Source organism: Staphylococcus sp. FSL W8-1207 (assembly GCF_038003745.1).
Lineage (GTDB): Bacteria > Bacillota > Bacilli > Staphylococcales > Staphylococcaceae > Staphylococcus > Staphylococcus equorum.
Genome location: NZ_JBBOPU010000001.1, coordinates 394172 through 420805 on the forward strand (window position 1 = coordinate 394172; position 26634 = coordinate 420805).

Here is a 26634-nt window from a genome sequence, read left to right on the forward strand (position 1 = left end):
AATGTTACTACCAAAACGTGTAAAATATCGTCGCCAACATCGTCCTAAAACAACTGGTCGTTCTAAAGGCGGTAACTATGTAACATTTGGTGAGTATGGTTTACAAGCAACTACAACTTCTTGGATCACATCTCGTCAAATCGAATCAGCTCGTATTGCAATGCCACGTTTCATGAAGCGTGGCGGGAAAGTTTGGATTAAAATCTTCCCACATACACCTTACACTAAAAAACCTTTAGAAGTACGTATGGGTGCTGGTAAAGGTGCGGTTGAAGGCTGGATTGCAGTAGCAAAACCAGGTAGAATTTTATTTGAAATCGCAGGCGTTGACGAAGAAGTTGCGCGCGAAGCATTACGTTTAGCTAGTCACAAACTTCCAGTGAAAACTAAGTTTGTAAAACGTGAAGAATTGGGTGGTGAAACAAATGAAAGCTAAGGAAATTAGAGACTTAACCACTTCAGAAATCGAAGAACAAATTAAATCTTCAAAAGAAGAGCTTTTTAACCTACGCTTTCAGTTAGCAACAGGTCAATTAGAAGAAACTGCACGTATTCGCACGGTAAGAAAAACGATTGCACGTCTAAAAACTGTTGTTCGTGAAAGAGAAATTGAACAAGGTAAAGCTAATCAATAATTTAATTTAAAGAGGAGGTTACTATAGTGAGCGAAAGAAATGATCGTAAGGTTTATGTAGGTAGAGTCGTTTCCGATAAAATGGATAAAACTGTAACTGTACTTGTTGAAACATACAAAATGCACAAATTATATGGTAAACGAGTAAAATACTCTAAAAAATACAAAACTCATGATGAAAACAACTCAGCTAAATTAGGGGACACAGTTAAAATACAAGAAACACGTCCTTTATCAGCAACTAAACGTTTCCGTTTGGTAGAAATTGTTGAAGAATCAGTTATTATTTAATAAATAGTGAAGATAAAGGAGGTTTAACTCATGATCCAACAAGAAACACGATTAAAAGTAGCAGATAACTCTGGTGCACGTGAAGTTCTTACAATTAAAGTATTAGGTGGATCTGGTCGTAAAACAGCGAATATTGGTGACGTTATCGTAGTAAGTGTTAAAAATGCTACACCAGGTGGCGTTGTCAAAAAAGGTGAAGTAGTTAAAGCTGTTATCGTACGTACTAAATCAGGCGTACGTCGTAACGATGGTTCATACATCAAATTTGATGAAAATGCATGTGTCATTATTCGCGACGATAAAGGCCCACGCGGTACTCGTATCTTTGGACCTGTTGCACGTGAATTACGTGAAGGCAACTTCATGAAAATTGTATCATTAGCTCCAGAAGTACTTTAATAATACATTTATAAATATATAAATTTAAGGAGGTGCCACACATGCATATCAAAAAAGGTGACAACGTAAAAGTTATCGCAGGTAAAGACAAAGGTAAAGAAGGTAAAGTTGTTGCAACTGAACCTAAAAAAGACCGTGTCGTTGTGGAAGGTGTCAATACAATCAAAAAGCACCAAAAACCAACTCAATTTAATCCTGAAGGTGGAATCTTAGAAACAGAGGCAGCAATCCATGTTTCTAACGTACAATTATTAGATCCTAAAACGAATGAACCAACACGCGTAGGTTATAAATTCGAAGATGGCAAAAAAGTTCGTATCGCTAAAAAATCAGGCGAAGAAATCAAAACTAATAATTAATAACTAATTGAAAGGAGGATCCACTGTGAACCGTTTAAAAGAAAAATTCAACTCTGAAGTTACTCAAAACTTAGTGAAACATTTTAACTATAGTTCAGTAATGGAAGTGCCGCAAATTGATAAAATCGTAGTAAATATGGGTGTCGGTGACGCTGTACAAAATACTAAAGTATTAGATGATGCTGTAGAGGAATTACAAGCTATCACTGGTCAAAAACCATTAATCACAAAAGCTAAAAAATCTGTTGCAACATTCCGTTTACGTGAAGGTATGCCAATTGGTGCTAAAACAACTTTACGTGGCGAAAGAATGTATGACTTTTTAGATAAATTAATTTCTGTATCACTACCTCGTGTACGTGACTTCCGTGGTGTATCTAAATCTGCATTTGATGGCAGAGGTAACTACACTTTAGGTATTAAAGAACAATTAATTTTCCCTGAAATCGACTATGACCGAGTAAGTAAAATACGAGGAATGGATATCGTTATCGTAACAACTGCTAACACTGACGAGGAAGCTCGTGAATTGTTAACACAATTCGGTATGCCATTTCAAAAATAATCTCTAAAGGAGGCTAATTAAGTGGCTAAAACTTCAATGGTTGCTAAGCAACAAAAAAAACAAAAGTTCCAAGTACGTGAATATACTCGTTGTGAACGCTGTGGTCGTCCACATTCCGTATATCGTAAATTCAAATTATGCCGTATTTGTTTCCGTGAATTAGCTTATAAAGGCCAAATCCCTGGCGTTCGTAAAGCTAGCTGGTAATATAAAAAGTCTGAAAGGAGGCAACAATCAATGACAATCAACGATCCAATTGCAGATATGCTAACTCGTGTAAGAAACGCCAACATGGTGCGTCACGATAAATTAGAATTACCTGCTTCAAACATTAAAAAAGAAATTGCTGAAATTTTAAAAAGTGAAGGTTTCATTAAAAACGTAGAATTTGTTGAAGACGATAAACAAGGGGTTATCCGTTTATTCCTTAAATATGGTCAAAACAATGAACGTGTTATCACTGGATTAAAACGTATTTCTAAACCAGGTTTACGTGTTTATGCTAAAGCTAACGAAGTACCTAAAGTACTTAACGGTCTTGGCATTGCATTAGTTTCTACTTCAGAAGGTGTTATCACTGATAAAGAAGCAAGAAAACGTAATATCGGCGGAGAAATCCTAGGTTACGTTTGGTAATAATAAATAACAAGGAGGTGCGATAACATGAGTCGTGTTGGTAAAAAAATTATTGACATCCCTAGTGACGTAACAGTAACTATTGAAGGCAATACAGTAACTGTTAAAGGTCCTAAAGGTGAATTGTTTAAAACTATGGATGAAAGAATGACATATAAACAAGATGAAAGTACTTTAGAAGTTGTGAGACCATCTGATTCTAAAGATGATAAAACAGTACATGGTACAACTCGTACTTTAATTAATAATATGATCATCGGTGTTAAAGAAGGATACCAAAAAACATTAGAACTAGTAGGTGTAGGTTACCGTGCTCAAATGCAAGGTGAAGACTTAATCCTTAATGTTGGCTATTCACACCCAGTTGAAATTAAAGCTGATAATGGTGTTAGTTTCGCTGTTGAAAAAAATACTAAAGTTACAGTAACTGGTATTTCTAAAGAAGCAGTTGGCGCTATCGCTTCAAACATTCGTGCAACAAGACCACCAGAACCGTATAAAGGTAAAGGAATTCGCTATCAAGGAGAATTCGTTCGCCGTAAAGAAGGTAAAACTGGTAAATAATAAATAACTTTCAGAAGAAAGGAGTAATAAAATGATCAGCAAAATTGATAAAAACCAAGTGCGTTTGAAAAGACATGCTCGTGTCCGTAATAAATTGTCAGGCACAGCTGAAAAACCACGTTTAAACATCTATCGTTCAAACAAGCATATTTACGCACAAGTTATCGATGATGTTAATGGCAAAACATTAGCACAAGCATCAACACAAGAAAAAGACTTAGCAAATGAAACAGGTTCAAAAGTTGAACTTTCAGCTAAAGTCGGCGAAACTGTAGCTAAAAGAGCTAGCGATAAAGGTATTAAAACAATTGTTTTTGACCGTGGAGGATATTTATACCATGGCCGTGTTAAAGCCTTAGCAGATGCAGCTCGTGAAAATGGATTAGAATTTTAATTTGAAGGAGGGACATTTACATGGCTCGTAGAGAAGAAGTGAAAGAATTTGAAGAACGCGTTGTTACAATTAACCGTGTTGCTAAAGTTGTAAAAGGTGGTCGTCGTTTCCGTTTCACTGCTTTAGTAGTGGTTGGAGATAAAAACGGTCGCGTTGGATTCGGTACTGGTAAAGCACAAGAAGTGCCAGAAGCAATCAAAAAAGCAGTAGAAGCAGCTAAGAAAGACTTAGTAGTTGTTCCACGTGTTGAAGGTACAACACCTCACATTATTAATGGTCGTTTCAGTTCAGGTAATGTTTTAATGAAACCAGCAGCACCAGGTACTGGTGTTATTGCAGGTGGCCCTGTTCGTGCGGTATTAGAATTAGCTGGTATCACTGATATCTTAAGTAAATCTTTAGGATCAAATACACCAATCAACATGGTTCGTGCAACAATTAATGGATTAAAAAACCTTAAAAATGCTGAAGAAGTTGCGAAATTACGCGGTAAATCAGTAGAAGAATTATACAATTAAGGAGGGAAAATAAGTTATGGCTAAAGTACAAATTACCCTCACTCGTAGTGTTATAGGTCGTCCAGAAACACAACGTAAAACTGTTGAAGCTCTAGGTTTGAAAAAAACGAACTCTTCAGTAGTTGTTGAAGATAACCCTGCTATTCGTGGGCAAATCAACAAAATCAGTCACTTAGTGACAGTAGAAGAAAAATAATTAAGGAGGTGCCGAAATGAAATTACATGAGCTAAAACCGTCAGAAGGTTCTCGTAAAGTACGTAACCGTGTTGGACGTGGTGCAGCTACTGGTAACGGTAAAACTAGTGGTCGTGGACAAAAAGGTCAAAAAGCACGTTCAGGTGGTAGTGTAAGACCAGGTTTCGAAGGTGGTCAATTACCATTATTCCGTCGTTTACCAAAACGAGGTTTTACTAACATTAACCGTAAGGAATATGCTATTGTTAACTTAGACCAACTTAATAAATTTGAGGATGGTACTGAAGTAACTCCTGCTTTATTAGTAGAATCTGGTGTAGTTAAGAACGAAAAATCTGGTATTAAAGTACTAGGTAAAGGTTCACTAGACAAAAAGTTAACTGTGAAAGCTAACAAATTCTCTGCGTCTGCAGTAGATGCTATTGATGCAAAAGGCGGAGCACACGAGGTGATCTAATGTTTCAAACGCTTGTGAGCTTCTTTAAAACTAAAGAAGTTCGTAACAAGATCTTTTTTACTCTCGCAATGTTAGTTATTTTTAAAATAGGTACTTATATTCCAGCACCTGGCGTAAATCCAGCTGCTTTTGACAGTAGACAAGGATCTCAAGGTGTCACTGATTTGTTAAATACATTTGGTGGCGGAGCCTTGCAGAATTTCTCAATCTTTGCCATGGGTATAATGCCTTACATTACTGCATCAATTGTGATGCAGCTATTACAAATGGATATTGTTCCGAAGTTTTCTGAGTGGGCAAAACAAGGTGATGCAGGTAGAAAAAAACTTACTAACATCACACGTTATTTTGCTATTGTTCTTGCCTTTATCCAGTCAATTGGGATGGCGTTCCAATTTAATAATTATCTAAAGGGTCAATTGATCATTGATCAATCAATCCTTAGTTATTTATTAATAGCTGTTGTATTAACAGCAGGTACAGCATTCTTAATTTGGATGGGTGATCAAATCACTCAATTCGGTGTTGGTAATGGTATTTCGATTATCATCTTTGGTGGTATTTTATCATCACTACCTTCATCATTAATTCAGTTCTATCAACAGTCTTTCGTAGGTCAAGATGATACTACAATGGCATGGTTGAAAGTACTAGGGTTAATCATCGGAATGGTATTATTAACAGTTGGTGCAATATTTGTATTACAAGCTATTCGTAAAATTCCAATTCAATATGCGAAAAAGCAATCAACACAACGATTAGGTTCACAAGCAACATATTTACCTTTGAAAGTTAACGCTGCTGGGGTTATCCCGGTTATCTTTGCAATGGCATTCTTCTTGTTACCTAGAACATTAACATTGTTCTTCCCTGACGCTAGTTGGTCGCAGAAGATTTCAGACGTGGCAAATCCATCGAGTAATATCGGTATGATTGTTTATGTGGTGCTTATCATTACATTCACATACTTCTATGCATTTGTTCAAGTCAATCCTGGAAAGATGTCAGATAATCTCAAGAAACAAGGAAGTTATGTTCCAGGTATTAGACCTGGTGAACAAACAAAAAAATATATTACTGGAGTTCTCTATCGTTTAACATTTGTAGGGTCAATATTCTTAGCTGTAATTGCGATTCTGCCAATCATTGCTACTAAAGTAATGAGCTTACCTCAATCTATTCAGCTTGGTGGTACCAGCTTACTTATCGTAATTGGTGTAGCAATAGAAACAATGAAGAGTCTTGAAGCTCAAGTGACTCAGAAAGATTATAGAGGCTTTGGTGGTAGATAAATTGTAGGAGGGCACTTATGAATATCATTTTAATGGGTTTACCTGGTGCAGGTAAAGGAACTCAAGCGAGTGAAATTGTAAAGAAATTCCCAATTCCACACATATCTACTGGAGACATGTTCAGAAAAGCGATTAAAGATGGAACAGATTTAGGCAAAGAAGCTAAATCATTCATGGATCGTGGAGAATTAGTCCCTGATGAAGTAACTGTGGGCATCGTTAAAGATAGAATTTCTGAAGACGATGCAAAAAAAGGATTCTTACTAGATGGCTTTCCTCGTACTATTGAACAAGCTGAAGCATTAAATGAAATTATGCAAGAATTAGATAGAAAAATTGATGCTGTTATCAATATAGAGGTAGCTGAAGAAGAATTAATGAACCGTCTAACTGGTCGTAGAATTTGCGAAAAATGCGGAACAACTTATCATCTTGTATTCAATCCTCCTAAAGTTGAAGGTATTTGTGATCTTGATGGTGGTAAATTATACCAACGTGAAGATGACAACCCAGAAACAGTTGCAAATCGTTTAAATGTCAATGTTAAACAGTCTAAACCTATCTTAGAATTCTATGATAATAAAAAAGTATTAAAAAACATTGATGGTTCAAGAGATATTAAAGTCGTAACTGAAGACGTTATCGATATCTTAGAAAACTTAAAATAATATCAACTTGTACGGTCTATGGAATGTCGAAAGTATAATTGAATAAGAGTGACAATGCGATATAGTAATTCATTTTAATTTTGTTAAACTTATTAACAACACTTATAGACTCGTATGGTTAGAGTTGATTGTTGACGATAACCAACTATTGCAAAAAGGGGGAAGTTAATAAATGGCTAAACAAGATGTTATTGAATTAGAAGGTACTGTGTTAGATACTTTACCAAATGCAATGTTTAAAGTAGAATTAGAAAATGGTCATGAGATTTTAGCTCACGTAAGTGGTAAAATCAGAATGAATTATATTCGTATTCTGCCTGGCGACAAAGTAACTGTAGAAATGTCTCCGTACGATTTAACGCGCGGAAGAATTACGTATCGTTATAAATAATCGTCACTCCATAATATAGGGAGGTATTAAAATGAAAGTAAGACCATCAGTAAAACCAATTTGCGAAAAATGTAAAGTCATTAAACGTAAAGGTAAAGTAATGGTAATTTGTAGCAACCCAAAACATAAACAAAGACAAGGCTAATAAAGAGAGGTGTAAATAATTATGGCACGTATTGCAGGAGTAGATATTCCACGTGAAAAACGTATTGTTATTTCATTAACTTATGTATATGGTATCGGTACTACTACAGCTAATAAAATTGCTGAAGAAGCTAACGTTTCACCAGACACACGCGTTAATGAATTAACTGATGATGAATTAGGTCGTATCCGTGAAGTAGTAGATAGCTATAAAGTAGAAGGTGACTTACGTCGTGAGCAAAACTTAAACATTAAACGTTTAATGGAAATCTCATCATACCGTGGTATCCGTCACCGTCGTGGCTTACCAGTACGCGGACAAAAGACTAAGAACAATGCTCGTACTCGTAAAGGCCCAGTTAAAACTGTAGCTAACAAGAAAAAATAATAGGTAAAGGAGGCAAAATTTAAATGGCACGTAAACAAGTATCTCGTAAACGTAGAGTGAAAAAGAATATTGAAAATGGTGTGGCTCACATCCGTTCAACATTCAATAATACAATCGTAACAATTACTGATGAATTTGGTAATGCGTTATCATGGTCATCAGCAGGTGCACTTGGATTCAAAGGATCAAAAAAATCAACTCCATTCGCAGCTCAAATGGCATCAGAAACTGCTGCTAAATCAGCTATGGAACATGGTTTGAAATCTGTTGAAGTCACTGTAAAAGGCCCAGGTCCTGGTCGTGAATCAGCTATCCGTGCATTACAATCAGCTGGATTAGATGTAACTGCAATCCGTGACGTTACTCCAGTTCCACATAATGGTTGTCGTCCACCAAAACGTCGTCGCGTATAATTTTATTGTTATTGTCGCAGGTCACTGAGAAATTACAGTACAAATCAAGTCGACGTAATCAAGGAGGATATTTGTAAATGATTGAAATCGAAAAACCTAGAATTGAAACAATTGAAATTAGTGATGATGCTAAATTCGGTAAGTTCGTTGTTGAACCACTAGAACGTGGCTACGGTACTACACTAGGAAACTCCTTACGTCGTATCCTACTATCTTCATTACCAGGTGCTGCCGTTAAATACATTGAAATCGAAGGCGTATTACATGAATTCTCAGCTATAGATAATGTTGTTGAAGATGTTTCTGCAATTATTATGAACATCAAAAAGCTAGCATTAAAAATCTATTCTGAAGAAGAAAAAACTTTGGAAATCGATGTTAAAGATGAAGGCGAAGTAACTGCAAGTGACATTACTCATGATAGTGATGTAGAGATACTGAATCCTGAGATTAAAATTGCAACAGTTTCTAAAGGTGGACATTTAAAAATCCGTCTAGTTGCTAATAAAGGTAGAGGCTACGCATTAGCAGAACAAAATAACACTAGTGATTTACCAATTGGTGTAATTCCAGTTGATTCATTATATTCACCTGTAGAACGTGTTAACTATACTGTAGAAAACACGCGCGTAGGTCAAAGTAGTGATTTTGATAAATTAACGTTAGATGTTTGGACTAATGGTTCTATAACGCCACAAGAGTCTGTTTCATTAGCTGCAAAAATCTTAACTGAACATTTGAATATCTTTGTTGGATTAACTGATGAAGCACAAAATGCTGAAATCATGATTGAAAAAGAAGAAGATCAAAAAGAAAAAGTTCTTGAAATGTCAATTGAAGAATTAGATTTATCTGTACGTTCTTACAACTGTTTAAAACGCGCAGGTATCAACTCTGTCCAAGAGTTAGCTGATAAATCAGAAGCTGACATGATGAAAGTCCGTAATTTAGGTCGTAAATCTTTAGAAGAAGTTAAATACAAACTTGAAGATTTAGGTTTAGGATTAAGAAAAGAAGATTAATATAAAGGAGGTTAACTCATGGGTTACAGAAAATTAGGTCGTACTTCTGATCAACGTAAAGCTATGTTACGCGATTTAGCTACATCACTTATCGTTAGTGAACGTGTTGAAACTACAGAAGCACGTGCAAAAGAACTACGTAGTGTTGTTGAAAAATTAATCACTTTAGGTAAAAAAGGAGATTTAGCTTCTCGTCGTCAAGCTGCTAAAACTTTACGCAATGTTGAAATCTTAAATGATGATGAATCAATTCAAACTGCACTACAAAAATTATTCGGTGAAGTTGCTGAACGTTATACAGAACGTCAAGGCGGTTACACTCGTATTCTTAAAGTAGGCCCTCGTCGCGGTGACGGAGCTGAATCAGTAATTATCGAATTAGTTTAATTTAAATATACGTACTACTATGTATAAAGCAAATGAGTGCAACGATAATGTTTGCCACATACAAATATTGTCTAGCTCAGAGTACCCCATCAAACTTAATAAACTTTAAAGCGTGAACTCAAAAATATGATGGGGTGCGCGCTTTTTTTATTTATAAGGCCTCCACAATTCATACAGAATTGAGGGGGCCTTATGCATTTGAAAATCAAGAGGTTGGGACAAAATACATGTCTCATCCTCAATTATTATATTGGCAGTGGCTGACTGGACTGAAAATGCGATTATATTAAACTTTTAAAGAACTACTTCATTTATGAAGAGCAGTAGTTCTTATGCAAGAGCTTCAACGCTTGTATGCCATTTTCTAGTCCGCTTAGCCGGACTTGGCTCATGCGACGAAATCTTGTTAGAAAAATTAGATTTCTGTCCCACTCCCATTAGCAAGGTATGAACACTTACACTAATGCGCAAATGTCAAAAGAGTTATTTTATAAAAGTTTTAAAGTACTTATTTATAGCAGTGTTTCTTTAGACTTTACTAGTGCTTCTTTAGAAAGTTTCATGTAAAATAGGATAAGTATACAACAATGATGATTATAAATTTTGGGAGGCAATTGATGTGGACACGCGAGATAATATTATTACATTTAATCATGTTTCATTTAAATATAATAGTGATGAACGATTTGCGTTAAATGACGTATCTTTTGAGATTCCAAAAGGACAATGGACATCAATTGTAGGACATAATGGTTCAGGTAAATCTACTATTGCTAAACTAATGATAGGCATAGAATCACCATTTGATGGTGATATTTATTTGCTTAATAGATTAGTTCAAGAAGATAATTTGAGTTATTTAAGACAGCACATTGGTATTGTGTTCCAAAATCCTGAAAATCAATTTGTAGGGTCTACAGTGGAGTATGATGTTGCATTTGGTTTAGAAAATAATGGCGTAACATATGAAAGCATGCAGAGTATTGTGCCTGAAGCATTAGCTGACGTAGAAATGTTAGATAGAGCTAAATACGAACCCCAGTCTCTCTCAGGAGGCCAAAAGCAACGTGTTGCAATTGCAGGAGTCCTCGCTTTGGATACAGATATCATTATATTAGACGAAGCTACTTCTATGTTAGACCCTGCTGGTAGAAATGAGTTACTTTCATTGATTCATCGTTTAAAAGACGATAAAGATGTTACGATTATTTCTATTACACATGATTTGTCAGAAGCAGTAGAGGCCGACCATGTAGTGGTGTTAAATGAAGGTACTGTACATCAATCGGGCTTACCAGAAGAAATTTTTAGTGATGGTAATGAACTCACAAAGATTGGTTTAGATCTTCCATTTTCAATGCGAATGCATCAGCAGTTATTAGGCGTTACTGATTACGTAACTTATGAAGGGTTGGTAAGAAAATTATGACGGTTCATTTTAACCAAGTTAGTTATGTATATCAAAATGGCACACCCTTTGAGTATCTTGCGTTGGAAGACATTGTCACGTCATTTGAACAAGGAAAATACTATGCTGTAATAGGACAAACTGGTTCTGGCAAATCAACATTGATTCAACATTTCAATGGCCTTTTAAAGCCAACTAGTGGTGCGTTAGAAGTAGATGATATAACAATCACCCATAAGACTAAAGATAAGTTTTTAAAGCAAGTACGTAAACGCGTAGGTGTTGTATTTCAATTTCCGGAGTCACAGCTATTCGAAGATTCTGTTGAAAGAGAGATTCTTTTTGGTCCTCAAAACTTTAACATGCCACTTAACGAAGTAAAAGAACGTGCGTTTCGTTTACTATTAGAATTTGGTTTTAACAGGGATATATTGCAGCAGTCTCCTTTTCAAATGTCAGGTGGGCAAATGAGAAAAATCGCAATTACATCAATACTGGCAATGGATCCAGACATTGTTATTTTAGATGAACCTACTGCAGGCCTTGATCCAAAGAGTAGAAAACAAATCATGGAATTAATAAAAAAACTTCAAGTAGAACAACAAAAAACAATCATCCTTGTAACGCATGAAATGAATGACGTAGCAAAATATGTAGATGAAGTTAAAATTATGAGCAATGGCAAACTTATTGATTCATGTACACCACGTAAATTATTTAGTGATACGAACTATGTGAATCAAATGCACTTAGATGTACCAAATATTGTGAAACTGCAAAGGGATATTGAAGATAAACATCAATATTATTTTAATAAAATCGCATTAACTGAAGCAGAATTTATTGAAATGTATAAGGAGTGGCAACAACATGAGAGATAAGTTTATCATAGGCCGCTATCTGCCGTTAGATACAATAATCCATCGTTTGGACCCACGTTCAAAATTGATATTTGCCTTTTTCTTTATTGTATTAATCTTTTTTGCACATTCGTTTGCTACTTATTTTTGGTTGTTTCTATTAATATTAACTTTCATGAAGTTAGCCCATATTAAATTATGGTTTTTAGTAAAAGGATTAACGCCAATATGGATATTTCTCATATTTACCTTTCTAATGCATTTGTTTCTAACCAAGGGCGGCACAAGAATATTTGAGATGTCATTTATCTCTATCGATACACAGGGGATTTTAGAAGGTATTTATATTGTATTGAGACTCATGTTCATCATTATGATTTCAACGATATTAACGTTAACGACAAGTCCAATTGACTTAACAGATGCATTTGAAAGACTATTATCACCGCTTAAACTTGTTAAGATACCTGTGCATCTATTGAGCATGATGATGTCGATAGCGTTGCGATTTATACCAACACTGATGAACGAGTTAGATAAAATTATTTTAGCTCAAAAATCTCGTGGCTCAGAAATAAGCTCTGGAGGATTGATTAATCGAATTAAAGCATTTATACCATTATTAATACCATTGTTTATTTCAGCATTTCAAAGGGCAGAAGACTTAGCTATTGCAATGGAAGTAAGAGGTTACGATACTAAAAAACAGCGTACGAGTTATCGTAAGTTGCAATGGCGATGGACAGATGTATTAGTGCTCATATTACTAATACCAATAGCAGTGATATTGTTTGTTTTAAAATATATAGGAGTGTAATGCATGATGCGTGTTTTAGTAAATATTTCATACCAAGGAAGTCAGTTTCTTGGTTTTCAAATACAACAAAATGGCAGAACAGTACAACAACAGTTTGAAAAAATACTTAAAAGAATGCACAAACGTCATGTGCGAATTCACCCAAGTAGTAGAACCGATAAAGGCGTACACGCGTTAGAACAATATTTTCATTTTGATACAGAATTGAACATTGCTCCGCCACAATGGAAGTACGTAATGAATCGTGCTTTGCCTGATGATGTTTATGTGAATGATGTAATGATTGTCGATGATGACTTTCATTGTAGATATGATTGTGTCGGAAAGTCTTACCGTTATAAAATTTATCAATCAGAGCACAAGGATCCTTTCCAATGCGGTTTGAAAACATATATTACTGATTCATTAGATACTGAAAAAATGAATAGGGCAGCCCAATTATTCGTAGGAACGCATGATTTTACTGGTTTTTGTTCACAAAAAACAGAAGTAGAGAGTAAGGTGCGCACGATATATGAAAGTCGTATTAAAATTACAGAAAATGGTCTGGATTATATTGTCACAGGCTCAGGATTCCTATATAATATGGTACGTGTGCTTATGGCGTTTCTATTAGAAGTTGGCAAAGGAAAGCGTAATCCTGAAGAGGTACCTGAGTTATTAATGATGAAAGATCGTAATCAGGTTCCGTATACTGCACCATCTGAAGGATTATATTTAGAGCGGATTTATTTGACATCTTCAGCGTTAATCAATGACTTTGGTAGTGATATAAAAATACATCAAAAAAAATCAACACAAAATGATTAAATAAGATTGACAAAACGGCTTAAAAATTATACGATTACTAACGGTATTGTTTTATATCACCCACGATAAGCCCCGGAATCTTATTGTGTAACAAGATATAGAAGCACGTAGAACAAGAACAAAAAATTAACAAAATAAATGACATCTAAACTTAAAAGTAATAACTATTAAACAAGAAACATTTATTTATTCTAGGAGGACAATTATATGCGTCAAACATTTATGGCTAATGAATCAAACATTGAGCGCAAATGGTATGTTATTGATGCTGAAGATAAAACACTTGGTCGTTTATCATCAGAGGTAGCAACTATTTTACGCGGTAAAAATAAAGCAACTTATACACCACACGTTGATACAGGTGATTATGTGATTATCATCAACGCTTCAAAAATACATTTTACAGGCAACAAAGAACAAGATAAAATGTATTATCGTCACTCAAACCACCCAGGCGGAATTAAATCAATTTCTGCTGGTGAGTTAAAAGCTAAGAACCCAGAACGTTTACTTGAAAATTCAATTAAAGGTATGCTTCCAAGCACGCGTTTAGGCGAAAAACAAGGTAAAAAATTATTTGTATATGGTGGCGCTGAACATCCACACGCTGCACAACAACCAGAAAACTACGAGTTACGTGGTTAATTAAAAGGAGGAAATTACATTGGCACAAGTTGAATATAAAGGCACAGGCCGTCGTAAAAACTCAGTAGCACGTGTACGTTTAGTACCAGGTGAAGGTAATATTACTGTTAACGGCAGCGATGTACGTAGCTACTTACCATTTGAATCATTAATTTTAGATATAAACCAACCGTTTGATGTTACAGAAACTAAAGGTAACTATGATGTTTTAGTTAACGTTCACGGCGGTGGATTTACTGGACAAGCTCAAGCAATCCGTCACGGTATTGCTCGTGCATTATTAGAAGCAGATCCTGAATACAGAGGTTCTTTAAAACGCGCTGGATTACTTACTCGTGATCCTCGTATGAAAGAACGTAAAAAACCAGGTCTTAAAAAAGCTCGTCGTTCACCACAGTTCTCAAAACGTTAATATTACTACTGCAACTTTTGCGAAGTTATTCGCTTCCAGATACAGTACGCAAATTAGTGTAGACAGTTTGTGTTCGATATTAAAAAGCACTTTCCAATTATATTGGAAAGTGCTTTTTTTGTATTACAAAATAAAAATTTATTTTAAAATGTTAAGTATGATAAGATGTTGGGTAATTAAGGAAAATAACTCTATAATATAAGGCGTGATTACATGGAAGATAAAAAGAACTCTCATAATTTCTACACAGTACTACTTATCATTTTGCTCGTCGCCTTATTAAGTGTAGTTATTTTAGTAATTAAATATTATGGAAATAACGAATATCCTGTCAGAAGTGATTCCGAGGAAGCAATACCTACATTTTATCTTCATGGATATAAAGGCTCAGCTGACTCAGGGAATTTTCTAGTAAATTCAGCTATTAAGTCAGGTGCATCAAAAGAGGTTATTCAAGCATATGTTTCATCTGATGGAAAGGTGACATTCGATGGAAATTTAACAAGTAAATCTAAATATCCAATTATTAAAATTAAGTTAGAAGATAATAATAATGAAAATGTAGAAAAAAATGCAAAATGGATAAGAAATGCCATCATTGCCACGAACTATCAATATAACTTTGAAAAATTTAATTTTGTCGCACATTCTATGAGTAATAAATCATTTAGTTACTATATGTTAAATTATGGAGACGATGAACAACTACCTACTTTAAATAAAGTAGTAAATTTGGCCGGGAACTTTAATGGTGAGGTAGATGTAGATGGCAAAAAATTAAATATTGAATTAGATAAAAAAGGCAAACCTAATAAAATGATGGATGATTATAAAGAATTACGAGCTATGAAACATAAATTTCCTGATGACGTCAATGTGCTAAATATATATGGAGACATTGAAGATGGTACAGACTCAGACGGTAGGGTGACTAATGTATCTTCAAGATCATTAAAATATTTATTAGGTAACAACGTAAAATCATATGATGAATTTAAAGTGCATGGGCCTAATGCAGAGCATGGAAAACTAGCAAATAATAAAAAAGTGCAAGATAAAATAAATGAATTCTTATGGGATAAAGATCTGTAAATTAAAATATCATGCAAAAAGCAATATATCAGCCGATAGTTAAATGTGGGCGATATATTGCTTTTATTATTATTATGTCATATTTTCCTTGGCAATTAACTCTAGCAGTGTTTTTCGGTGTGTTTCACCAAAAACGTGTGGTTGAATCATAATTTCGTCAGCATTAAATCTTAAAGCAACATCATTCAGTGCTTTTATAACATCATTAGGTAAACCTGAAATCACTCTATTTTGGTTAGAAATCTTTTTATCTTGTTCACGTGTTGAGAGTTGTCGATGCATTGCAAATTCAATTGAAGGATAAAACTCAGGCTGATCCAAATAACCAATGCGCACTAACCATAAATGAAATGCATGTTCTAATTGAGCTATTTGTGATTGCTGTTGTGCAGTAATTACAAACGTAGAAATAATAACATAGGATTCACTTTCAGGATGAAATTGTTTAAATAAGTCACGATAATGATTAATTACATTTTCAGTAATGTGGTTAGCTTGACCCATAAGTGCAACTACGAAAGGTAATCCTTTTTCTGCAGCGATTGCAGCACTTTGTTTACTCATGCCTAATATAAACATACTCGGCTTCGTATCGATTAATGGCGTTGCTTGTAACCCTTTAAAACGGTGATTATAAGTATTGTCATCATTAAAATAATGCATTAAATCATTAATTTGTGTTTTATAACTTATATCTTTTGTTTTAGCTTCATTTAAAGCATGATTCACATTTTTGAAGCTAGGCGAGTGTCCTGTGCCTAAATCGACGCGTCCAGGGTGACGTGCTTCCATTAATTTAAATTGTTCTGCAATTTTATATGCACTATAATGAGGCAGCATAATACCGCCACTTCCAATATGAATGGAGGATGTTTGTTCTAAGAGTGACATCATAACCATTTCAGGCGCACTAGAGGCTACAGAATGCACTTGATGATGCTCTGCCACCCAATAGCGATAAAAGCCTAATGACTCAGCTAATTGAGCTAATTCAACGGTATGATTTAAAGCCTGTGTCGCGTTGCGGCCTTCAAAAATTGGAACATAATCTAAAATACTTAGTTTCACTTCAATATCTCCTTATTACTATATATCAATCAGTATATGAATTTAACGTAAGCATAACATGACCACATAGAGCTCAATAAGCGATTTGATTGATTGCACTGTTATATCACTATAAAATGAAAGAAAATAGCGAATGGAGGCAATATAATGAATACAGAACAAATCGTATTAGCTAAGAGACCTGAAGGCATTCCTTCAGATGAGATATTTAAATATGAAATTGTTGAAATAGATATGCCGAAAAAAGATGAAATTCAAGTAGAAGCGTTATATATATCAGTAGATCCATATATGCGCGGACGTATGGATGATAGTGATTCTTATATCACACCATTCCAAATTGATGAACCTTTATCAGGGCATGTTGTTGGTAAAGTCATTGCATCAGAAGCAGATGGTTTTGATAAAGGTGACATTGTTACTGGACAATTCCCTTGGCAAAAACTAAGCAATGTCCCAGCAAAGCATGTTATTAAGGTATCTAACACAGATGTTCCACTACATTTATATTTAAGCGTGTTAGGCATGCCTGGTCAAACAGCATATCATGGGCTATTAAAAATTGGACAACCGAAAGAAGGCGAAACAGTTGTTGTATCTGCAGCATCTGGCGCGGTTGGTTCAGTGGTAGGACAAATTGCTAAATTGAAAGGTGCTTATGTTGTAGGTATTGCAGGTGGCCCTGAAAAAACAACATACTTAACAGAAACATTAGGTTTTGATGCGAGTGTGGATTATAAAGCAGATGATTTTTCAGAACAACTTGCTAAAGCAGTACCAAATGGTGTAGATGTGTATTTCGAAAACGTCGGTGGATTGATTGCTGATGAAGTAATGAAACACTTAAATCAATTTGCTCGAATTCCTGTTTGTGGAGCAATTTCTGGTTACAATGATACAACGATTGAACATGGTCCACGTATTCAACCCATCCTCATAAAATCACAAGCATTAATGAAAGGCTTTATTGTGGCAAATTATGCAGATGATTTCGCAAATGCGAGTAAACAACTTGCCCAATGGGTCCAAGAAGATAAAATAAAAACAAAAACGTCAGTCATGAATGGATTTGAACACATACCAGAGGCATTTAGAAACTTATTTACAGGCGATAACTTTGGCAAACAAGTTGTACAGGTGTCAGACAATATCTAAACATTAAAGGAGATATGTAATATGAAAGCAATAGGTGCAGATACTCGTTTTAATCTAGATGAAGGAAATCAGTTCTATGAATTTGAAGTTGAACGACCTGAACCAACGCAATACGAACTTTTAGTACGTGTAAAAGCGATTAGTGTTAATCCTGTAGATACTAAAATAAGACAGTCTCCTGTTAACGAGCCACCACGAGTTCTAGGCTTTGATGCTGTTGGTGTGGTAGAAGCGGTAGGTGAAGAAATTAATCATTTTAAAGTTGGCGACGAAGTATTTTATTCTGGCTCTCCTGCATATCAAGGTTCTAATCAAGAATACCAACTTGTTGATGAGCGTCTTGTCGCTAAAAAACCTAAAAATATAAGTGCTGCTGAAGCTGCAAGTTTACCTTTAACAGGACTCACTGCATCAGAAACATTATTTGATGTATTTAAAATTTCGCATAATCCAGAAGATAATAAAGGTAAGTCTATTTTAATTATCAATGGTGCAGGTGGTGTAGGAAGTATTGCAACGCAAATAGCTAAACATCATGGACTCCATGTTATTACAACCGCTTCACGAGAAGAAACGTATCTTTGGTCTAAGGATATGGGTGCAGATATTGTATTAAATCATAAAAATGATTTAGTTAAAGAGTTTGAAAAATATGAAATAAGCGAAGTTGATTATATTTTCTGTACATTTGATACAGATCAATACTATGAAAAAATGATCGAACTCGTAAAACCAAGAGGGATCATTGCAACCATTGTCGCTTTTAAAAATAAACAAGATTTAAACTTACTCAAACCTAAAAGTATTACATTTACACATGAATATATGTATTCAAGACCGCTACATGAAACTGAAGACATGACTTTACATCGTGACTATTTAACGGACATTTCTGAAAAAATAGAAGCGAATGTATATCAACCAACTTTAAATGAAGTGATAGATGGTTTAACAGCAAATAGTCTGTTCGAAGCACATACGAAACTTGAAAATCAAAACATGATTGGTAAATTAGTAATTCAACTCAATCAAGAATCATAAGTTATAAATATTAAAATCTGTCATGTTAATGTGTTATGAAATTAATATACTAGATAAGCCTTCCAAGCAATTACCTTATGGGTGAATAATTGGAAGGCTTTTAAATATGTAAATTTATTATAATTACACATTTAATAAATCTATTTATAGTGTTTAAATAAGATTATAATAATCCTTAAAAGTGGTTACAAATATGGAATATATTAAGTATGATAGGGTATGTATCTTACATAAAGCAAAGGGAGAGTGTAATTTTGTTATGCATTTTAAAAAAATGACAGCAGTATTTTGGGTGGCATTAGCTATTTGTACGGTATTTGTACTCTATGGTGCAATATTACCGAAACAATTAGAATCAGTCACTCAATCTATCACGAATTTTATAGCAGTTAATTTTGGTTGGTATTATTTATTACTTGTATTAGTCATATTAATTGTATGTGTTTATCTATTATTTTCTAGATATTCATCTATTACATTGGGTGAAGAAGGCGAAGATCCTGAATTTTCATTAAAATCATGGTTCGCAATGTTATTTAGTGCAGGTATGGGTATTGGTTTAGTCTTTTGGACAACTTCTGAACCAATTAGTCATGCATTTACTTTAACCCCATTACATAAAGCAGGCACGCAAACTGCAATTAATGATGCGATGCAATTTTCATTCTTTCATTGGGGTGTGCACGCATGGGCTGTATATGGTATCGTGGGACTCGTTTTTGCGTACTTTAATTTCCATAAAGGTTATCCAGGACTAGTCAGTGCTACGTTAATACCTATTTTAGGCAGTAAAATGATGAAAGGTCCTATCGGTGGGGCGATAGATGTCCTTGCAATTATTGCTACTGTAACAGGTGTTGCTGCAACACTTGGTTTTGGTGCGTTGCAAATCAATGAAGGATTGAATTTCTTATTTGAAATACCTTCTAATTTTGGGAGTCAAGTTATTATCATTATTATAGCAACCTTATTATTTAGTTGGTCAGCTTGGTCAGGTATTGATAAAGGTATTAAGAGCTTAAGTAATATTAATATGGCGTTAGCTTTCCTCGTGTTACTCTTATTGTTCTGTGTAGGACCTACACTAACGATATTAAATACGTTTACCAATTCATTAGGGGATTATATTGCTAATTTCTTTAACATGAGTTTACGTATACCGCAATCGGGTGGCGAAAAATTCCAGTGGTTAAAACAATGGATAATCTTCTATTGGGCTTGGTGGATTTCATGGGCGCCGTTTGTTGGAATCTTTATCGCCCGTGTCTCTCGAGGTAGAACGATTAAAGAATTTATATTAGGTGTATTATTTGTACCAGCGCTTGTATGTTTCATATTTTTTGCAGTATTTGGCGCCTCAGCAATTTACTTACAACAAAACGGTATTGCGAATATCGCGAAAGAAGCAACGGAAACAGCGACCTTTGCTACGTTGGAACAATTTCCATTAGGATTTGTATTGAGTATTATTACGCTGATAGTCATTATGATTTTCTTTGTAACATCAGCCGACTCAGCTACGTATGTATTAGGTATGTTGAGTTCTAAAGGTAGTATTAATCCTTCTGGTTTAGTCAAAGTCAGTTGGGGCATTATTTTAGCGTTATTTGCGATGATTATGATTTATACGGGTGGAACGCAATCGATTCAAAACCTTTTAATTATTGCAGCTTTACCATTCTCCATTGTCATTATATTAATGATATGGTCACTCTTTAAATCATTAGCAATAGAAAAGCCGAGACCTAGCAATAAGCTACTTGTCACGGATAGTCAGCTTTTACAATATCGTAAAGCAAATCAAGATGATTCAGAAACAGAAGACGATAAACAAATAGAATCAACTGAAGATCGGAAGAATAATAACTAGAGCAAACTTATTTTGCCATAGAAAATATTTAACAAATACAATAAAAATGTTTCTAAGATTTTTTTAAAGGGTATTAGTCATATATAACAAGTACATAATCTAGAAACATAGGAGGTGGCATACGAGGTGAAGCGACTTAAAAATTTCATATTAGGACTTTTAATTGTAGTAATCGTTGGTGTTTTACTGTTTATGTATATCAAAGACTCTAGAATTACTCAATATCAAGATTACTTAACACAGTTTAATTGGTTTCAACCAACCTTAATAACTTTAGCAGCGTTACTCATTTTAATTGGCCTGATACTAGTATTCAGCTTGTTTAAACCTACGTATAGAAAACCCGGACTTTACAAAGATTTCAATGACGGTCATATTTATATATCGAGAAAAGCAATTGAAAAATCAGCATACGATACACTTGTACAATATGATCAAATTCGTCAACCGAACGTGATTGCAAAATTGTATAACAAGAAGAAGAAATCACATATTGCTTTGAAAGCGGATTTCTTTGTACCAGCTGATGTTCAAGTTAAATCATTAACGGAAGAAATTAGAAATGACATTAAGCAAAACGTAGAACACTTTACTGAATTACCAGTATCAAAACTAGAGGTCAACGTTAGAGATCAAAAAACCTCAGGCAAACGTGTGTTGTAAGGGAGGGTTATCATGACTAATAATAATCACCAAAATGGACAAGATTCTACACAAGAAGTTGTTGATTTCTTAAAAGTATTTAAATGGAGAATCATTGGATTCTTAGCATTCTTGATTATCGCAATATTATTCTTAACACTAGGTTTCTGGAGTACAATATTAATCTTAGTATTATGTTTGATTGGAATTGCAATCGGGTATACTAAAGACCGTAAGCAAGACTTTTTAAATTTCTTAAATCGATGGAGTTAGTATTTCCAAAGTTTGAAAATAACTTAAAATTAAATTTTAAAAATTGAGAAGACAAAGGAGATTTTAATATGGCAGTAGATAATAACAAAGCAAAACAAGCATATAATAATCAAACTGGAGTTAATGAACAAGAAGCACAAAAGCAACAAGAACAAGAACAACAAAAACAAGAACCGCAATTTTCAAATAAATTAACATTTTCTGATGAAGTAATTGAGAAAATTGCAGGCATCGCAGCGCGTGAAGTAAGTGGAATTTTAGAAATGAAAGGCGGATTCGTCGATAGTATTTCTAACTCATTCGGAAGCAACGAGAACGTTTCAAGAGGCGTAAGCGTTGAGGTTGGAGAAAAACAAGCAGCTGTTGATTTAAAAGTAATATTAGAATACGGTGAATCAGCACCTAAAATCTTCCGTAAAGTAACAGATTTAGTTAAAGAACAAGTTAAATATATTACTGGTCTTGACGTAGTTGAAGTTAACATGCGCGTTGAAGATGTAATGACTAAAAAAGAATGGTCTCAAAAAAATGAAAAAAGTCAAAACTCAAATAATGAGGAAAAAGGCTTACAATAATTAATTGAGTATCAAACTAAAAACCGCTAAAGTTAATTTGCTTTAGCGGTTTTAAAATGTCGAAAAACCAATTGCTATAAAAGCATTTGGTTTTTTAATATTTATATAGACTTAATATCATACTTTAATGAGATTCATGATTTCGGTGAAGTGGATTATTCACTTTTATATATGTATAAACATCTGCTTCATCTTCTAGTCTCATCGTGGTTACACATTTATAGTCAATTTCAGACGCGAATAATAATGCTCTAATTTCATCGATTCTTTTAGAATCTTCCATAGTATTGGCGATAACATTTAACTTGTTAGCTAATAGATCACTCACGTTTGACCATATGCTTTGTTCTAAATCATCAATAGCACTAGATTTTGCTAAAGTACAGATTAATTCTCCAAGATGGTTTTGAATACTAGAATAAAATACTTTATTAAAAACAGTTTGTGGTTGATTCGTTAAAATTAAGGATTTCTCATGAAAATTTTGGGTTCTATATCCCATGTGATTCAAGTAAACTTCATCAATGCGTAAACCTTCAAAATCACGGACATATAATTTGTTTAACGAGCCATCACTATTAAATGTAGCGATAGTATTTTGTAAATGTGCTTCAAGAGCGATGCCATATTTAATGTATAAAGGTAGCGTAATATCAATTAGTGCTTGACTATACTGTTCTATCCAAGTGATACATGCTTCTTTATAAGAAACAAAAGCATGTGTTTGTGCATACTTTTTGATAAGTGTATTGATAGGTGTTTCATAGTTATAAACATAGTTGGCAACTAAACTTGATGGAATCATAGGTGTTGTATTATTATCAATAACATCATAAATATTAGTTCTAAATAACGAACCTAATTGTTCACTTCTTATAGTTTGTATATCATGTGGATCTTCTGTTTTAAAAAAGTGGATGCCAGCAATTTCATCAATCGTATCTCCAGAAATATTATGAAATAGGGTATCGCTATGTTTAATGTCATTCAAAATTTTTGTGACTTGAGGGCCATTAATTGTTGTTTGTTCAGATAAAGTTCTAATTTCACCTGTGATATGCACATTAGTTGATAGTTTAATGTGGGGTAAAGCTATAGGCAGCTTTGGCATTAGTGTTCTAAACGATAGACCAGCGTGATAATCAAGTTGATAGTGAATTGGAATAATTCGTTTTTCTTTAAGCTCATTGTCATACTGATTTATTAATACTTCATTATATTGCCATGGATGTATGACCATGACATAGTACGTATCAATATGTTCAGAACCAACCTCTCTTAAAACTTCGGAATATAAGCCTTCGAATAAATCATATAGAGTTTCATTGTAATTTTTGGATAATGCTTCAACTTTTGCAATATCTTTATGTATTAAGATAAACTTTAAGCCTATAACATTATTGAACTCAGAAGAATAATTAATTGTAGTTTCAGGTGTCATACCTTTACGTAATTTTGCACCTGGATGTAAGGGATGCCCTTCAACAACTGCTTGTTCGGATCTTAAATAACTATCTTCCGCTTCAATAATTAGTTGACCAAGAGGCAAAGTTTCATCAGCTAATGTAATCATTTGAAAGCTAAGCGAAATAGCCATATTAGCTACGCTATTATTTATATCTTCTCTAAATTGATAACTTGCGTCATTATTAAGTGTTGGTGCTTCGGTTAAAATACAACTTAATATCTCATTAGGATGTAAAATTCTCTCAAGATTATGCTTACTTTCAAAATAAAAGGGGCCTTCAACATCAATTCTATCGAATGCATGTAATCCAGTAATAGGTGCATATAAAGTTTTTTGAGCGTGTGGGAAATTTATTTTTAATGTTTGTAATTGGTTAGTAGCTAAGTTTATTGGTGCATCGTGTGTTGTAATGACCTGACTATAATCGCGGCTATTAACTAAATTCTCTCTATGTAAAGAAGTGATGAGCCGCTGTGATATTTTATCTCTACTGATTAATAACGCTTTCATAAATGCATCACGCCATTCATAATTGATAGATTCTAAATAGGTTAATGCATATTGTTCATCTTTAGTGAGTTTATTAATTGAATTGTTAAAGTCTATGTTTGTATTCATAAGGCACCTCTTAAAATTATTTTACAAAAGTATAAGGTATTTATATAATCTATATTAAGTACATTGATAATAATTATCAATTATAAAAAATAAGTATGGGTTCTATCATAATAGTGTTAATTTGATTGTATGACATATGAAATATAACAGTTTCATCATTTATATTTACCACTTTTCTATGTATTTTAACATCCCAAAGTGAATGGACACCGAATAATTTATTTTTAGTACTGTGTTGATTTGAAAAATAGAGGGAACATAGTGAGTATTAAAATGGAAAAGTAGAACTAAATTACTTTAAATACAGTAATCATATGCTTTGTAATAAAATTGAATACATTTGTGATTACAGCATTATTCAATATATAATAAATAGATTGAGCAAAATGGAGGCATTGTTGTATGACGGATCGGACATGGCAATCTGCAGATAAAAACGTACAGTATCGTATTTATAATGCGATTATTAAGGAACATATTTTTCCTGATCAAATGATAGTTAATGAGTTTGAAGATTATATTGAATTACAATATCATGGACAACTTTTACAAGTGGATAAAGTACATAAAAGTGATATGGAAAGATATGTATTTAGAGGAAAGATACGTTACATCAAGGGTAACACTATGATGGAAATCGAAACTGTAGAACACTTGCTCGATGTATTGGATAAGCAATTTGATATACCAATGAGTAACAGATTGAGAGAAGAACTCATTTCTAGTAGAGATGGTTTTGCATTGACGTATGACCATTTTTCTCATAGACAAGCGTTGATTCATGCAACATTGAAATTTTCGAGAATGCCTGAAACTATTAATTTCTTCATCTGGTTAAAGCATTTTAAAGATTCAGAAGAAATTAATGATTTAACTTATTCGGAGAGTATCGTTGTAGAAGGGCATCCAACGCATCCCTTGTCTAAAACAAAATTGCCATTAACAAGAAAAGAAGTAAAATTATATGCGCCAGAGTTTGAAAAGATTATTCCATTAAAAGTAATGCTTATTCATAAAGCAGATTGTATTACAACGTCAATGGAAGATGATGAACAATATATTTTAAATCATATTATTCCTGAATATCGTTATAAACTCAAAGCATTTTTAGAACCGTACCAGTTTGAACTGGAGGATTATAGAATAATACTTGTACATCCTTGGCAATATGACAATGTGATTGTGCATCAATTTTCGGAATGGATAAAAGAAGGTCGATTATTACCCACACCATTTGATGTAGCATCTAAAGCAACGTTATCATTTAGAACAATGGCGTTAATCAATAAGCCGTATCATATTAAATTACCAGTAAATATTCAAGCTACGAGTGCCATCCGAACCGTTGCAGCTGTGACGACAGTAGATGGACCTAAACTCAGTTATGAATTACAAGAGATGTTAGAGCTACACCCACAATTACAAGTCGCTTTGGAACCTTATGGTATTCATGTAAATATAGATGACGATACCGCACGTCAATTGGCTTGCATAGTGAGACACAAACCTTATATCGCAGATAACGGAACGACGTTGGTGACAGCTAGTCTAATTAATAAAAATCCAGTTGATAACAAAGTCGTTGTAGATAGTTACTTGGAGTGGATTGGAGAAGGACCTACATCAATCGCCATCAAACAATTTTTGTGTAGTTATGCGAAAACTTTAATTGAACCATTAATTGCATATATACAAGATTACGGTATCGCCTTAGAAGCGCATATGCAAAATACGATTATTAATCTTGGACCGGATTATCAAATGAAATTTATTATTAGAGATCTAGGTGGTTCAAGAATAGATTTAGACACTTTAAAGCTTAAATTACCTCATGTTGATATAACGAATTCAAGTCTGATTGCTGAAAATATTGAAGCGGTTATCGGAAAGTTTCAACATTCAGTAATTCAAAATCAAATTGCAGAACTGATTCATTATTTTTCAAAATATGAAGAAGTAGATGAGCGAGCGTTATTTAAATTAGTTGGGAACATAGTAGATGAAGCGATAGATTCACAAAAAGCTCATGCACAAGTGTTGAAAGCAGTTTTGTTTGGACCTACGATTTCAGTCAAAGCATTGTTGCGCATGAGAATGGAAAGTAAAGTGAAACAGTACGTAACGATAAAATTAAAGAACCCATTATATAAAGAGGTGTAAAC

General features: G+C 34.0%; 37 protein-coding genes. 35 read left to right on the forward strand and 2 right to left on the reverse strand.

All coding sequences use genetic code 11. The annotated features are described in order from the left end of the window. The first annotated feature begins 1 nt into the window (after nt 1). The 28 genes from rplP to NSR03_RS01955 all read left to right on the forward strand — a co-directional run bounded on the left by rplP (nt 2) and on the right by NSR03_RS01955 (nt 15762). Nucleotides 2-436, forward strand: a complete 435-nt coding sequence (gene rplP, locus NSR03_RS01820) for a 50S ribosomal protein L16 (RefSeq protein WP_340719176.1) — start codon at nt 2-4, stop codon at nt 434-436. Next, the gene (gene rpmC, locus NSR03_RS01825; protein ID WP_002506970.1) at nt 426-635 is read left to right on the forward strand and encodes a 50S ribosomal protein L29; all 210 of its coding nucleotides are present in this window, start codon (nt 426-428) and stop codon (nt 633-635) included. The genes rplP and rpmC overlap by 11 nt, the downstream gene beginning before the upstream one ends. 26 nt (nt 636-661) lie before the next feature. After that, nucleotides 662-925, forward strand: coding sequence for a 30S ribosomal protein S17 (gene rpsQ / locus NSR03_RS01830; RefSeq protein ID WP_002506971.1), 264 nt, complete (start codon nt 662-664; stop codon nt 923-925). A gap of 30 nt (nt 926-955) precedes the next feature. After that, a complete protein-coding gene (rplN, locus tag NSR03_RS01835) occupies nt 956-1324 on the forward strand; it encodes a 50S ribosomal protein L14 (RefSeq protein ID WP_002506972.1) in 369 nt (122 codons plus the stop codon). Between the two features lie 41 nt (nt 1325-1365). Beyond that, a complete protein-coding gene (gene rplX, locus NSR03_RS01840) occupies nt 1366-1683 on the forward strand; it encodes a 50S ribosomal protein L24 (protein ID WP_002506973.1) in 318 nt (105 codons plus the stop codon). Between the two features lie 25 nt (nt 1684-1708). Further along, nucleotides 1709-2248: a 50S ribosomal protein L5 gene (gene rplE / locus NSR03_RS01845; RefSeq protein ID WP_002506974.1), complete on the forward strand. Its 540-nt coding sequence runs from the start codon at nt 1709-1711 to the stop codon at nt 2246-2248. A 21-nt stretch (nt 2249-2269) separates the two neighbouring features. Next, nucleotides 2270-2455: a type Z 30S ribosomal protein S14 gene (locus tag NSR03_RS01850; protein WP_002482625.1), complete on the forward strand. Its 186-nt coding sequence runs from the start codon at nt 2270-2272 to the stop codon at nt 2453-2455. Nucleotides 2456-2485: 30 nt separating this feature from the next. Beyond that, nucleotides 2486-2884: a 30S ribosomal protein S8 gene (gene rpsH, locus NSR03_RS01855; RefSeq protein WP_002506975.1), complete on the forward strand. Its 399-nt coding sequence runs from the start codon at nt 2486-2488 to the stop codon at nt 2882-2884. A 27-nt stretch (nt 2885-2911) separates the two neighbouring features. Continuing rightward, nucleotides 2912-3448 carry a 50S ribosomal protein L6 gene (gene rplF, locus NSR03_RS01860; protein ID WP_002506976.1) on the forward strand — a complete coding sequence of 179 codons (537 nt, stop codon included), beginning with the start codon at nt 2912-2914 and terminating at the stop codon, nt 3446-3448. 31 nt (nt 3449-3479) lie between these two features. Then, entirely contained in the window at nt 3480-3842 is a 363-nt protein-coding gene (gene rplR / locus NSR03_RS01865; RefSeq protein ID WP_002506977.1) for a 50S ribosomal protein L18, read from the forward strand. Nucleotides 3843-3862: 20 nt separating this feature from the next. After that, nucleotides 3863-4360: a 30S ribosomal protein S5 gene (gene rpsE / locus NSR03_RS01870; protein ID WP_002506978.1), complete on the forward strand. Its 498-nt coding sequence runs from the start codon at nt 3863-3865 to the stop codon at nt 4358-4360. A 16-nt stretch (nt 4361-4376) separates the two neighbouring features. Continuing rightward, entirely contained in the window at nt 4377-4556 is a 180-nt protein-coding gene (gene rpmD / locus NSR03_RS01875) for a 50S ribosomal protein L30 (protein WP_021338399.1), read from the forward strand. A 16-nt stretch (nt 4557-4572) separates the two neighbouring features. Further along, entirely contained in the window at nt 4573-5013 is a 441-nt protein-coding gene (gene rplO / locus NSR03_RS01880; RefSeq protein WP_021338398.1) for a 50S ribosomal protein L15, read from the forward strand. Beyond that, nucleotides 5013-6305 carry a preprotein translocase subunit SecY gene (gene secY, locus NSR03_RS01885; protein WP_069813216.1) on the forward strand — a complete coding sequence of 431 codons (1293 nt, stop codon included), beginning with the start codon at nt 5013-5015 and terminating at the stop codon, nt 6303-6305. The genes rplO and secY overlap by 1 nt, the downstream gene beginning before the upstream one ends. Before the next feature lie 17 nt (nt 6306-6322). Next, on the forward strand, nt 6323-6973 hold the full coding sequence (locus tag NSR03_RS01890) for an adenylate kinase (RefSeq protein ID WP_002506982.1): 651 nt from the start codon (nt 6323-6325) through the stop codon (nt 6971-6973). A 172-nt stretch (nt 6974-7145) separates the two neighbouring features. Continuing rightward, a complete protein-coding gene (gene infA, locus NSR03_RS01895; protein ID WP_001118443.1) occupies nt 7146-7364 on the forward strand; it encodes a translation initiation factor IF-1 in 219 nt (72 codons plus the stop codon). Nucleotides 7365-7395: 31 nt separating this feature from the next. Next, the gene (rpmJ, locus tag NSR03_RS01900; protein WP_002482634.1) at nt 7396-7509 is read left to right on the forward strand and encodes a 50S ribosomal protein L36; all 114 of its coding nucleotides are present in this window, start codon (nt 7396-7398) and stop codon (nt 7507-7509) included. A gap of 21 nt (nt 7510-7530) precedes the next feature. Beyond that, nucleotides 7531-7896, forward strand: a complete 366-nt coding sequence (gene rpsM, locus NSR03_RS01905; protein WP_002506983.1) for a 30S ribosomal protein S13 — start codon at nt 7531-7533, stop codon at nt 7894-7896. A gap of 23 nt (nt 7897-7919) precedes the next feature. Beyond that, complete coding sequence (gene rpsK / locus NSR03_RS01910; protein WP_002506984.1) at nt 7920-8309, forward strand: 30S ribosomal protein S11; 390 nt, start codon at nt 7920-7922, stop codon at nt 8307-8309. Between the two features lie 77 nt (nt 8310-8386). Further along, entirely contained in the window at nt 8387-9331 is a 945-nt protein-coding gene (locus NSR03_RS01915; protein ID WP_002506985.1) for a DNA-directed RNA polymerase subunit alpha, read from the forward strand. 18 nt (nt 9332-9349) lie between these two features. Next, entirely contained in the window at nt 9350-9718 is a 369-nt protein-coding gene (rplQ, locus tag NSR03_RS01920; RefSeq protein ID WP_002506986.1) for a 50S ribosomal protein L17, read from the forward strand. 619 nt (nt 9719-10337) lie between these two features. After that, a complete protein-coding gene (locus tag NSR03_RS01925) occupies nt 10338-11147 on the forward strand; it encodes an energy-coupling factor transporter ATPase (protein WP_002506987.1) in 810 nt (269 codons plus the stop codon). After that, a complete protein-coding gene (locus NSR03_RS01930) occupies nt 11144-12007 on the forward strand; it encodes an energy-coupling factor transporter ATPase (RefSeq protein ID WP_002511443.1) in 864 nt (287 codons plus the stop codon). Before NSR03_RS01925 ends, NSR03_RS01930 begins: the two co-directional genes overlap by 4 nt. Beyond that, nucleotides 11997-12803 (forward strand): energy-coupling factor transporter transmembrane component T family protein, encoded by an 807-nt coding sequence (locus NSR03_RS01935; RefSeq protein ID WP_021338395.1) that lies wholly within the window; start codon nt 11997-11999, stop codon nt 12801-12803. Before NSR03_RS01930 ends, NSR03_RS01935 begins: the two co-directional genes overlap by 11 nt. A gap of 6 nt (nt 12804-12809) precedes the next feature. After that, nucleotides 12810-13613: a tRNA pseudouridine(38-40) synthase TruA gene (gene truA / locus NSR03_RS01940; protein WP_037539455.1), complete on the forward strand. Its 804-nt coding sequence runs from the start codon at nt 12810-12812 to the stop codon at nt 13611-13613. Nucleotides 13614-13820: 207 nt separating this feature from the next. Next, nucleotides 13821-14258, forward strand: a complete 438-nt coding sequence (gene rplM / locus NSR03_RS01945; protein ID WP_002506991.1) for a 50S ribosomal protein L13 — start codon at nt 13821-13823, stop codon at nt 14256-14258. Nucleotides 14259-14277: 19 nt separating this feature from the next. Continuing rightward, a complete protein-coding gene (gene rpsI / locus NSR03_RS01950; protein ID WP_002506992.1) occupies nt 14278-14670 on the forward strand; it encodes a 30S ribosomal protein S9 in 393 nt (130 codons plus the stop codon). Between the two features lie 213 nt (nt 14671-14883). Beyond that, the gene (locus NSR03_RS01955; protein WP_021338385.1) at nt 14884-15762 is read left to right on the forward strand and encodes an alpha/beta hydrolase; all 879 of its coding nucleotides are present in this window, start codon (nt 14884-14886) and stop codon (nt 15760-15762) included. 72 nt (nt 15763-15834) lie between these two features. On the opposite strand, the gene NSR03_RS01960 is transcribed toward NSR03_RS01955, so the two are convergent. Beyond that, entirely contained in the window at nt 15835-16830 is a 996-nt protein-coding gene (locus NSR03_RS01960; protein WP_021338384.1) for an LLM class flavin-dependent oxidoreductase, read from the reverse strand. A 147-nt stretch (nt 16831-16977) separates the two neighbouring features. Here NSR03_RS01960 and NSR03_RS01965 point away from each other — a divergent pair, with 147 nt between their 5' ends. From NSR03_RS01965 to NSR03_RS01990, 6 genes are all read left to right on the forward strand, one after another. Next, entirely contained in the window at nt 16978-17985 is a 1008-nt protein-coding gene (locus tag NSR03_RS01965) for an NADP-dependent oxidoreductase (protein ID WP_069820735.1), read from the forward strand. A gap of 21 nt (nt 17986-18006) precedes the next feature. Further along, nucleotides 18007-19026 (forward strand): zinc-binding alcohol dehydrogenase family protein, encoded by a 1020-nt coding sequence (locus NSR03_RS01970; RefSeq protein ID WP_069813212.1) that lies wholly within the window; start codon nt 18007-18009, stop codon nt 19024-19026. Nucleotides 19027-19285: 259 nt separating this feature from the next. Continuing rightward, nucleotides 19286-20896, forward strand: a complete 1611-nt coding sequence (locus NSR03_RS01975) for a BCCT family transporter (protein WP_069820745.1) — start codon at nt 19286-19288, stop codon at nt 20894-20896. A gap of 126 nt (nt 20897-21022) precedes the next feature. Further along, nucleotides 21023-21559: an alkaline shock response membrane anchor protein AmaP gene (gene amaP, locus NSR03_RS01980; protein WP_069813210.1), complete on the forward strand. Its 537-nt coding sequence runs from the start codon at nt 21023-21025 to the stop codon at nt 21557-21559. Between the two features lie 12 nt (nt 21560-21571). Beyond that, a complete protein-coding gene (locus NSR03_RS01985) occupies nt 21572-21811 on the forward strand; it encodes a DUF2273 domain-containing protein (protein ID WP_002506999.1) in 240 nt (79 codons plus the stop codon). 68 nt (nt 21812-21879) lie between these two features. Continuing rightward, on the forward strand, nt 21880-22386 hold the full coding sequence (locus NSR03_RS01990; protein WP_002507000.1) for an Asp23/Gls24 family envelope stress response protein: 507 nt from the start codon (nt 21880-21882) through the stop codon (nt 22384-22386). A 124-nt stretch (nt 22387-22510) separates the two neighbouring features. Here the strand turns inward: NSR03_RS01990 and NSR03_RS01995 are convergent, their stop codons facing one another. Next, complete coding sequence (locus tag NSR03_RS01995; RefSeq protein ID WP_069813208.1) at nt 22511-24472, reverse strand: IucA/IucC family protein; 1962 nt, start codon at nt 24470-24472, stop codon at nt 22511-22513. Between the two features lie 402 nt (nt 24473-24874). On the opposite strand from NSR03_RS01995, the gene NSR03_RS02000 reads away from it, so the two are divergent. Beyond that, entirely contained in the window at nt 24875-26632 is a 1758-nt protein-coding gene (locus NSR03_RS02000) for an IucA/IucC family protein (protein ID WP_065367473.1), read from the forward strand. Nucleotides 26633-26634: the final 2 nt, after the last annotated feature.

Bases quoted from the DNA above. Each gene is read 5' to 3' on its own strand.
- rplF (WP_002506976.1), top strand. From the start codon at position 2,912: ATGAGTCGTGTTGGTAAAAAAATTATTGACATCCCTAGTGACGTAACA.
- NSR03_RS02000 (WP_065367473.1), top strand. From the start codon at position 24,875: ATGACGGATCGGACATGGCAATCTGCAGATAAAAACGTACAGTATCGT.
- rplM (WP_002506991.1), top strand. From the start codon at position 13,821: ATGCGTCAAACATTTATGGCTAATGAATCAAACATTGAGCGCAAATGG.
- rpsE (WP_002506978.1), top strand. From the start codon at position 3,863: ATGGCTCGTAGAGAAGAAGTGAAAGAATTTGAAGAACGCGTTGTTACA.
- NSR03_RS01930 (WP_002511443.1), top strand. From the start codon at position 11,144: ATGACGGTTCATTTTAACCAAGTTAGTTATGTATATCAAAATGGCACA.
- rpsH (WP_002506975.1), top strand. From the start codon at position 2,486: ATGACAATCAACGATCCAATTGCAGATATGCTAACTCGTGTAAGAAAC.
- rplO (WP_021338398.1), top strand. From the start codon at position 4,573: ATGAAATTACATGAGCTAAAACCGTCAGAAGGTTCTCGTAAAGTACGT.
- rpmC (WP_002506970.1), top strand. From the start codon at position 426: ATGAAAGCTAAGGAAATTAGAGACTTAACCACTTCAGAAATCGAAGAA.
- NSR03_RS01955 (WP_021338385.1), top strand. From the start codon at position 14,884: ATGGAAGATAAAAAGAACTCTCATAATTTCTACACAGTACTACTTATC.
- NSR03_RS01890 (WP_002506982.1), top strand. From the start codon at position 6,323: ATGAATATCATTTTAATGGGTTTACCTGGTGCAGGTAAAGGAACTCAA.
- NSR03_RS01985 (WP_002506999.1), top strand. From the start codon at position 21,572: ATGACTAATAATAATCACCAAAATGGACAAGATTCTACACAAGAAGTT.
- rpmJ (WP_002482634.1), top strand. From the start codon at position 7,396: ATGAAAGTAAGACCATCAGTAAAACCAATTTGCGAAAAATGTAAAGTC.
- NSR03_RS01975 (WP_069820745.1), top strand. From the start codon at position 19,286: ATGCATTTTAAAAAAATGACAGCAGTATTTTGGGTGGCATTAGCTATT.
- rplR (WP_002506977.1), top strand. From the start codon at position 3,480: ATGATCAGCAAAATTGATAAAAACCAAGTGCGTTTGAAAAGACATGCT.
- secY (WP_069813216.1), top strand. From the start codon at position 5,013: ATGTTTCAAACGCTTGTGAGCTTCTTTAAAACTAAAGAAGTTCGTAAC.
- truA (WP_037539455.1), top strand. From the start codon at position 12,810: ATGCGTGTTTTAGTAAATATTTCATACCAAGGAAGTCAGTTTCTTGGT.
- NSR03_RS01970 (WP_069813212.1), top strand. From the start codon at position 18,007: ATGAAAGCAATAGGTGCAGATACTCGTTTTAATCTAGATGAAGGAAAT.
- rpsM (WP_002506983.1), top strand. From the start codon at position 7,531: ATGGCACGTATTGCAGGAGTAGATATTCCACGTGAAAAACGTATTGTT.
- rplQ (WP_002506986.1), top strand. From the start codon at position 9,350: ATGGGTTACAGAAAATTAGGTCGTACTTCTGATCAACGTAAAGCTATG.
- rplN (WP_002506972.1), top strand. From the start codon at position 956: ATGATCCAACAAGAAACACGATTAAAAGTAGCAGATAACTCTGGTGCA.
- rpmD (WP_021338399.1), top strand. From the start codon at position 4,377: ATGGCTAAAGTACAAATTACCCTCACTCGTAGTGTTATAGGTCGTCCA.
- NSR03_RS01935 (WP_021338395.1), top strand. From the start codon at position 11,997: ATGAGAGATAAGTTTATCATAGGCCGCTATCTGCCGTTAGATACAATA.
- rpsK (WP_002506984.1), top strand. From the start codon at position 7,920: ATGGCACGTAAACAAGTATCTCGTAAACGTAGAGTGAAAAAGAATATT.
- rplP (WP_340719176.1), top strand. From the start codon at position 2: ATGTTACTACCAAAACGTGTAAAATATCGTCGCCAACATCGTCCTAAA.
- infA (WP_001118443.1), top strand. From the start codon at position 7,146: ATGGCTAAACAAGATGTTATTGAATTAGAAGGTACTGTGTTAGATACT.
- NSR03_RS01995 (WP_069813208.1), bottom strand. From the start codon at position 24,472: ATGAATACAAACATAGACTTTAACAATTCAATTAATAAACTCACTAAA.
- rplX (WP_002506973.1), top strand. From the start codon at position 1,366: ATGCATATCAAAAAAGGTGACAACGTAAAAGTTATCGCAGGTAAAGAC.
- NSR03_RS01915 (WP_002506985.1), top strand. From the start codon at position 8,387: ATGATTGAAATCGAAAAACCTAGAATTGAAACAATTGAAATTAGTGAT.
- NSR03_RS01965 (WP_069820735.1), top strand. From the start codon at position 16,978: ATGAATACAGAACAAATCGTATTAGCTAAGAGACCTGAAGGCATTCCT.
- NSR03_RS01990 (WP_002507000.1), top strand. From the start codon at position 21,880: ATGGCAGTAGATAATAACAAAGCAAAACAAGCATATAATAATCAAACT.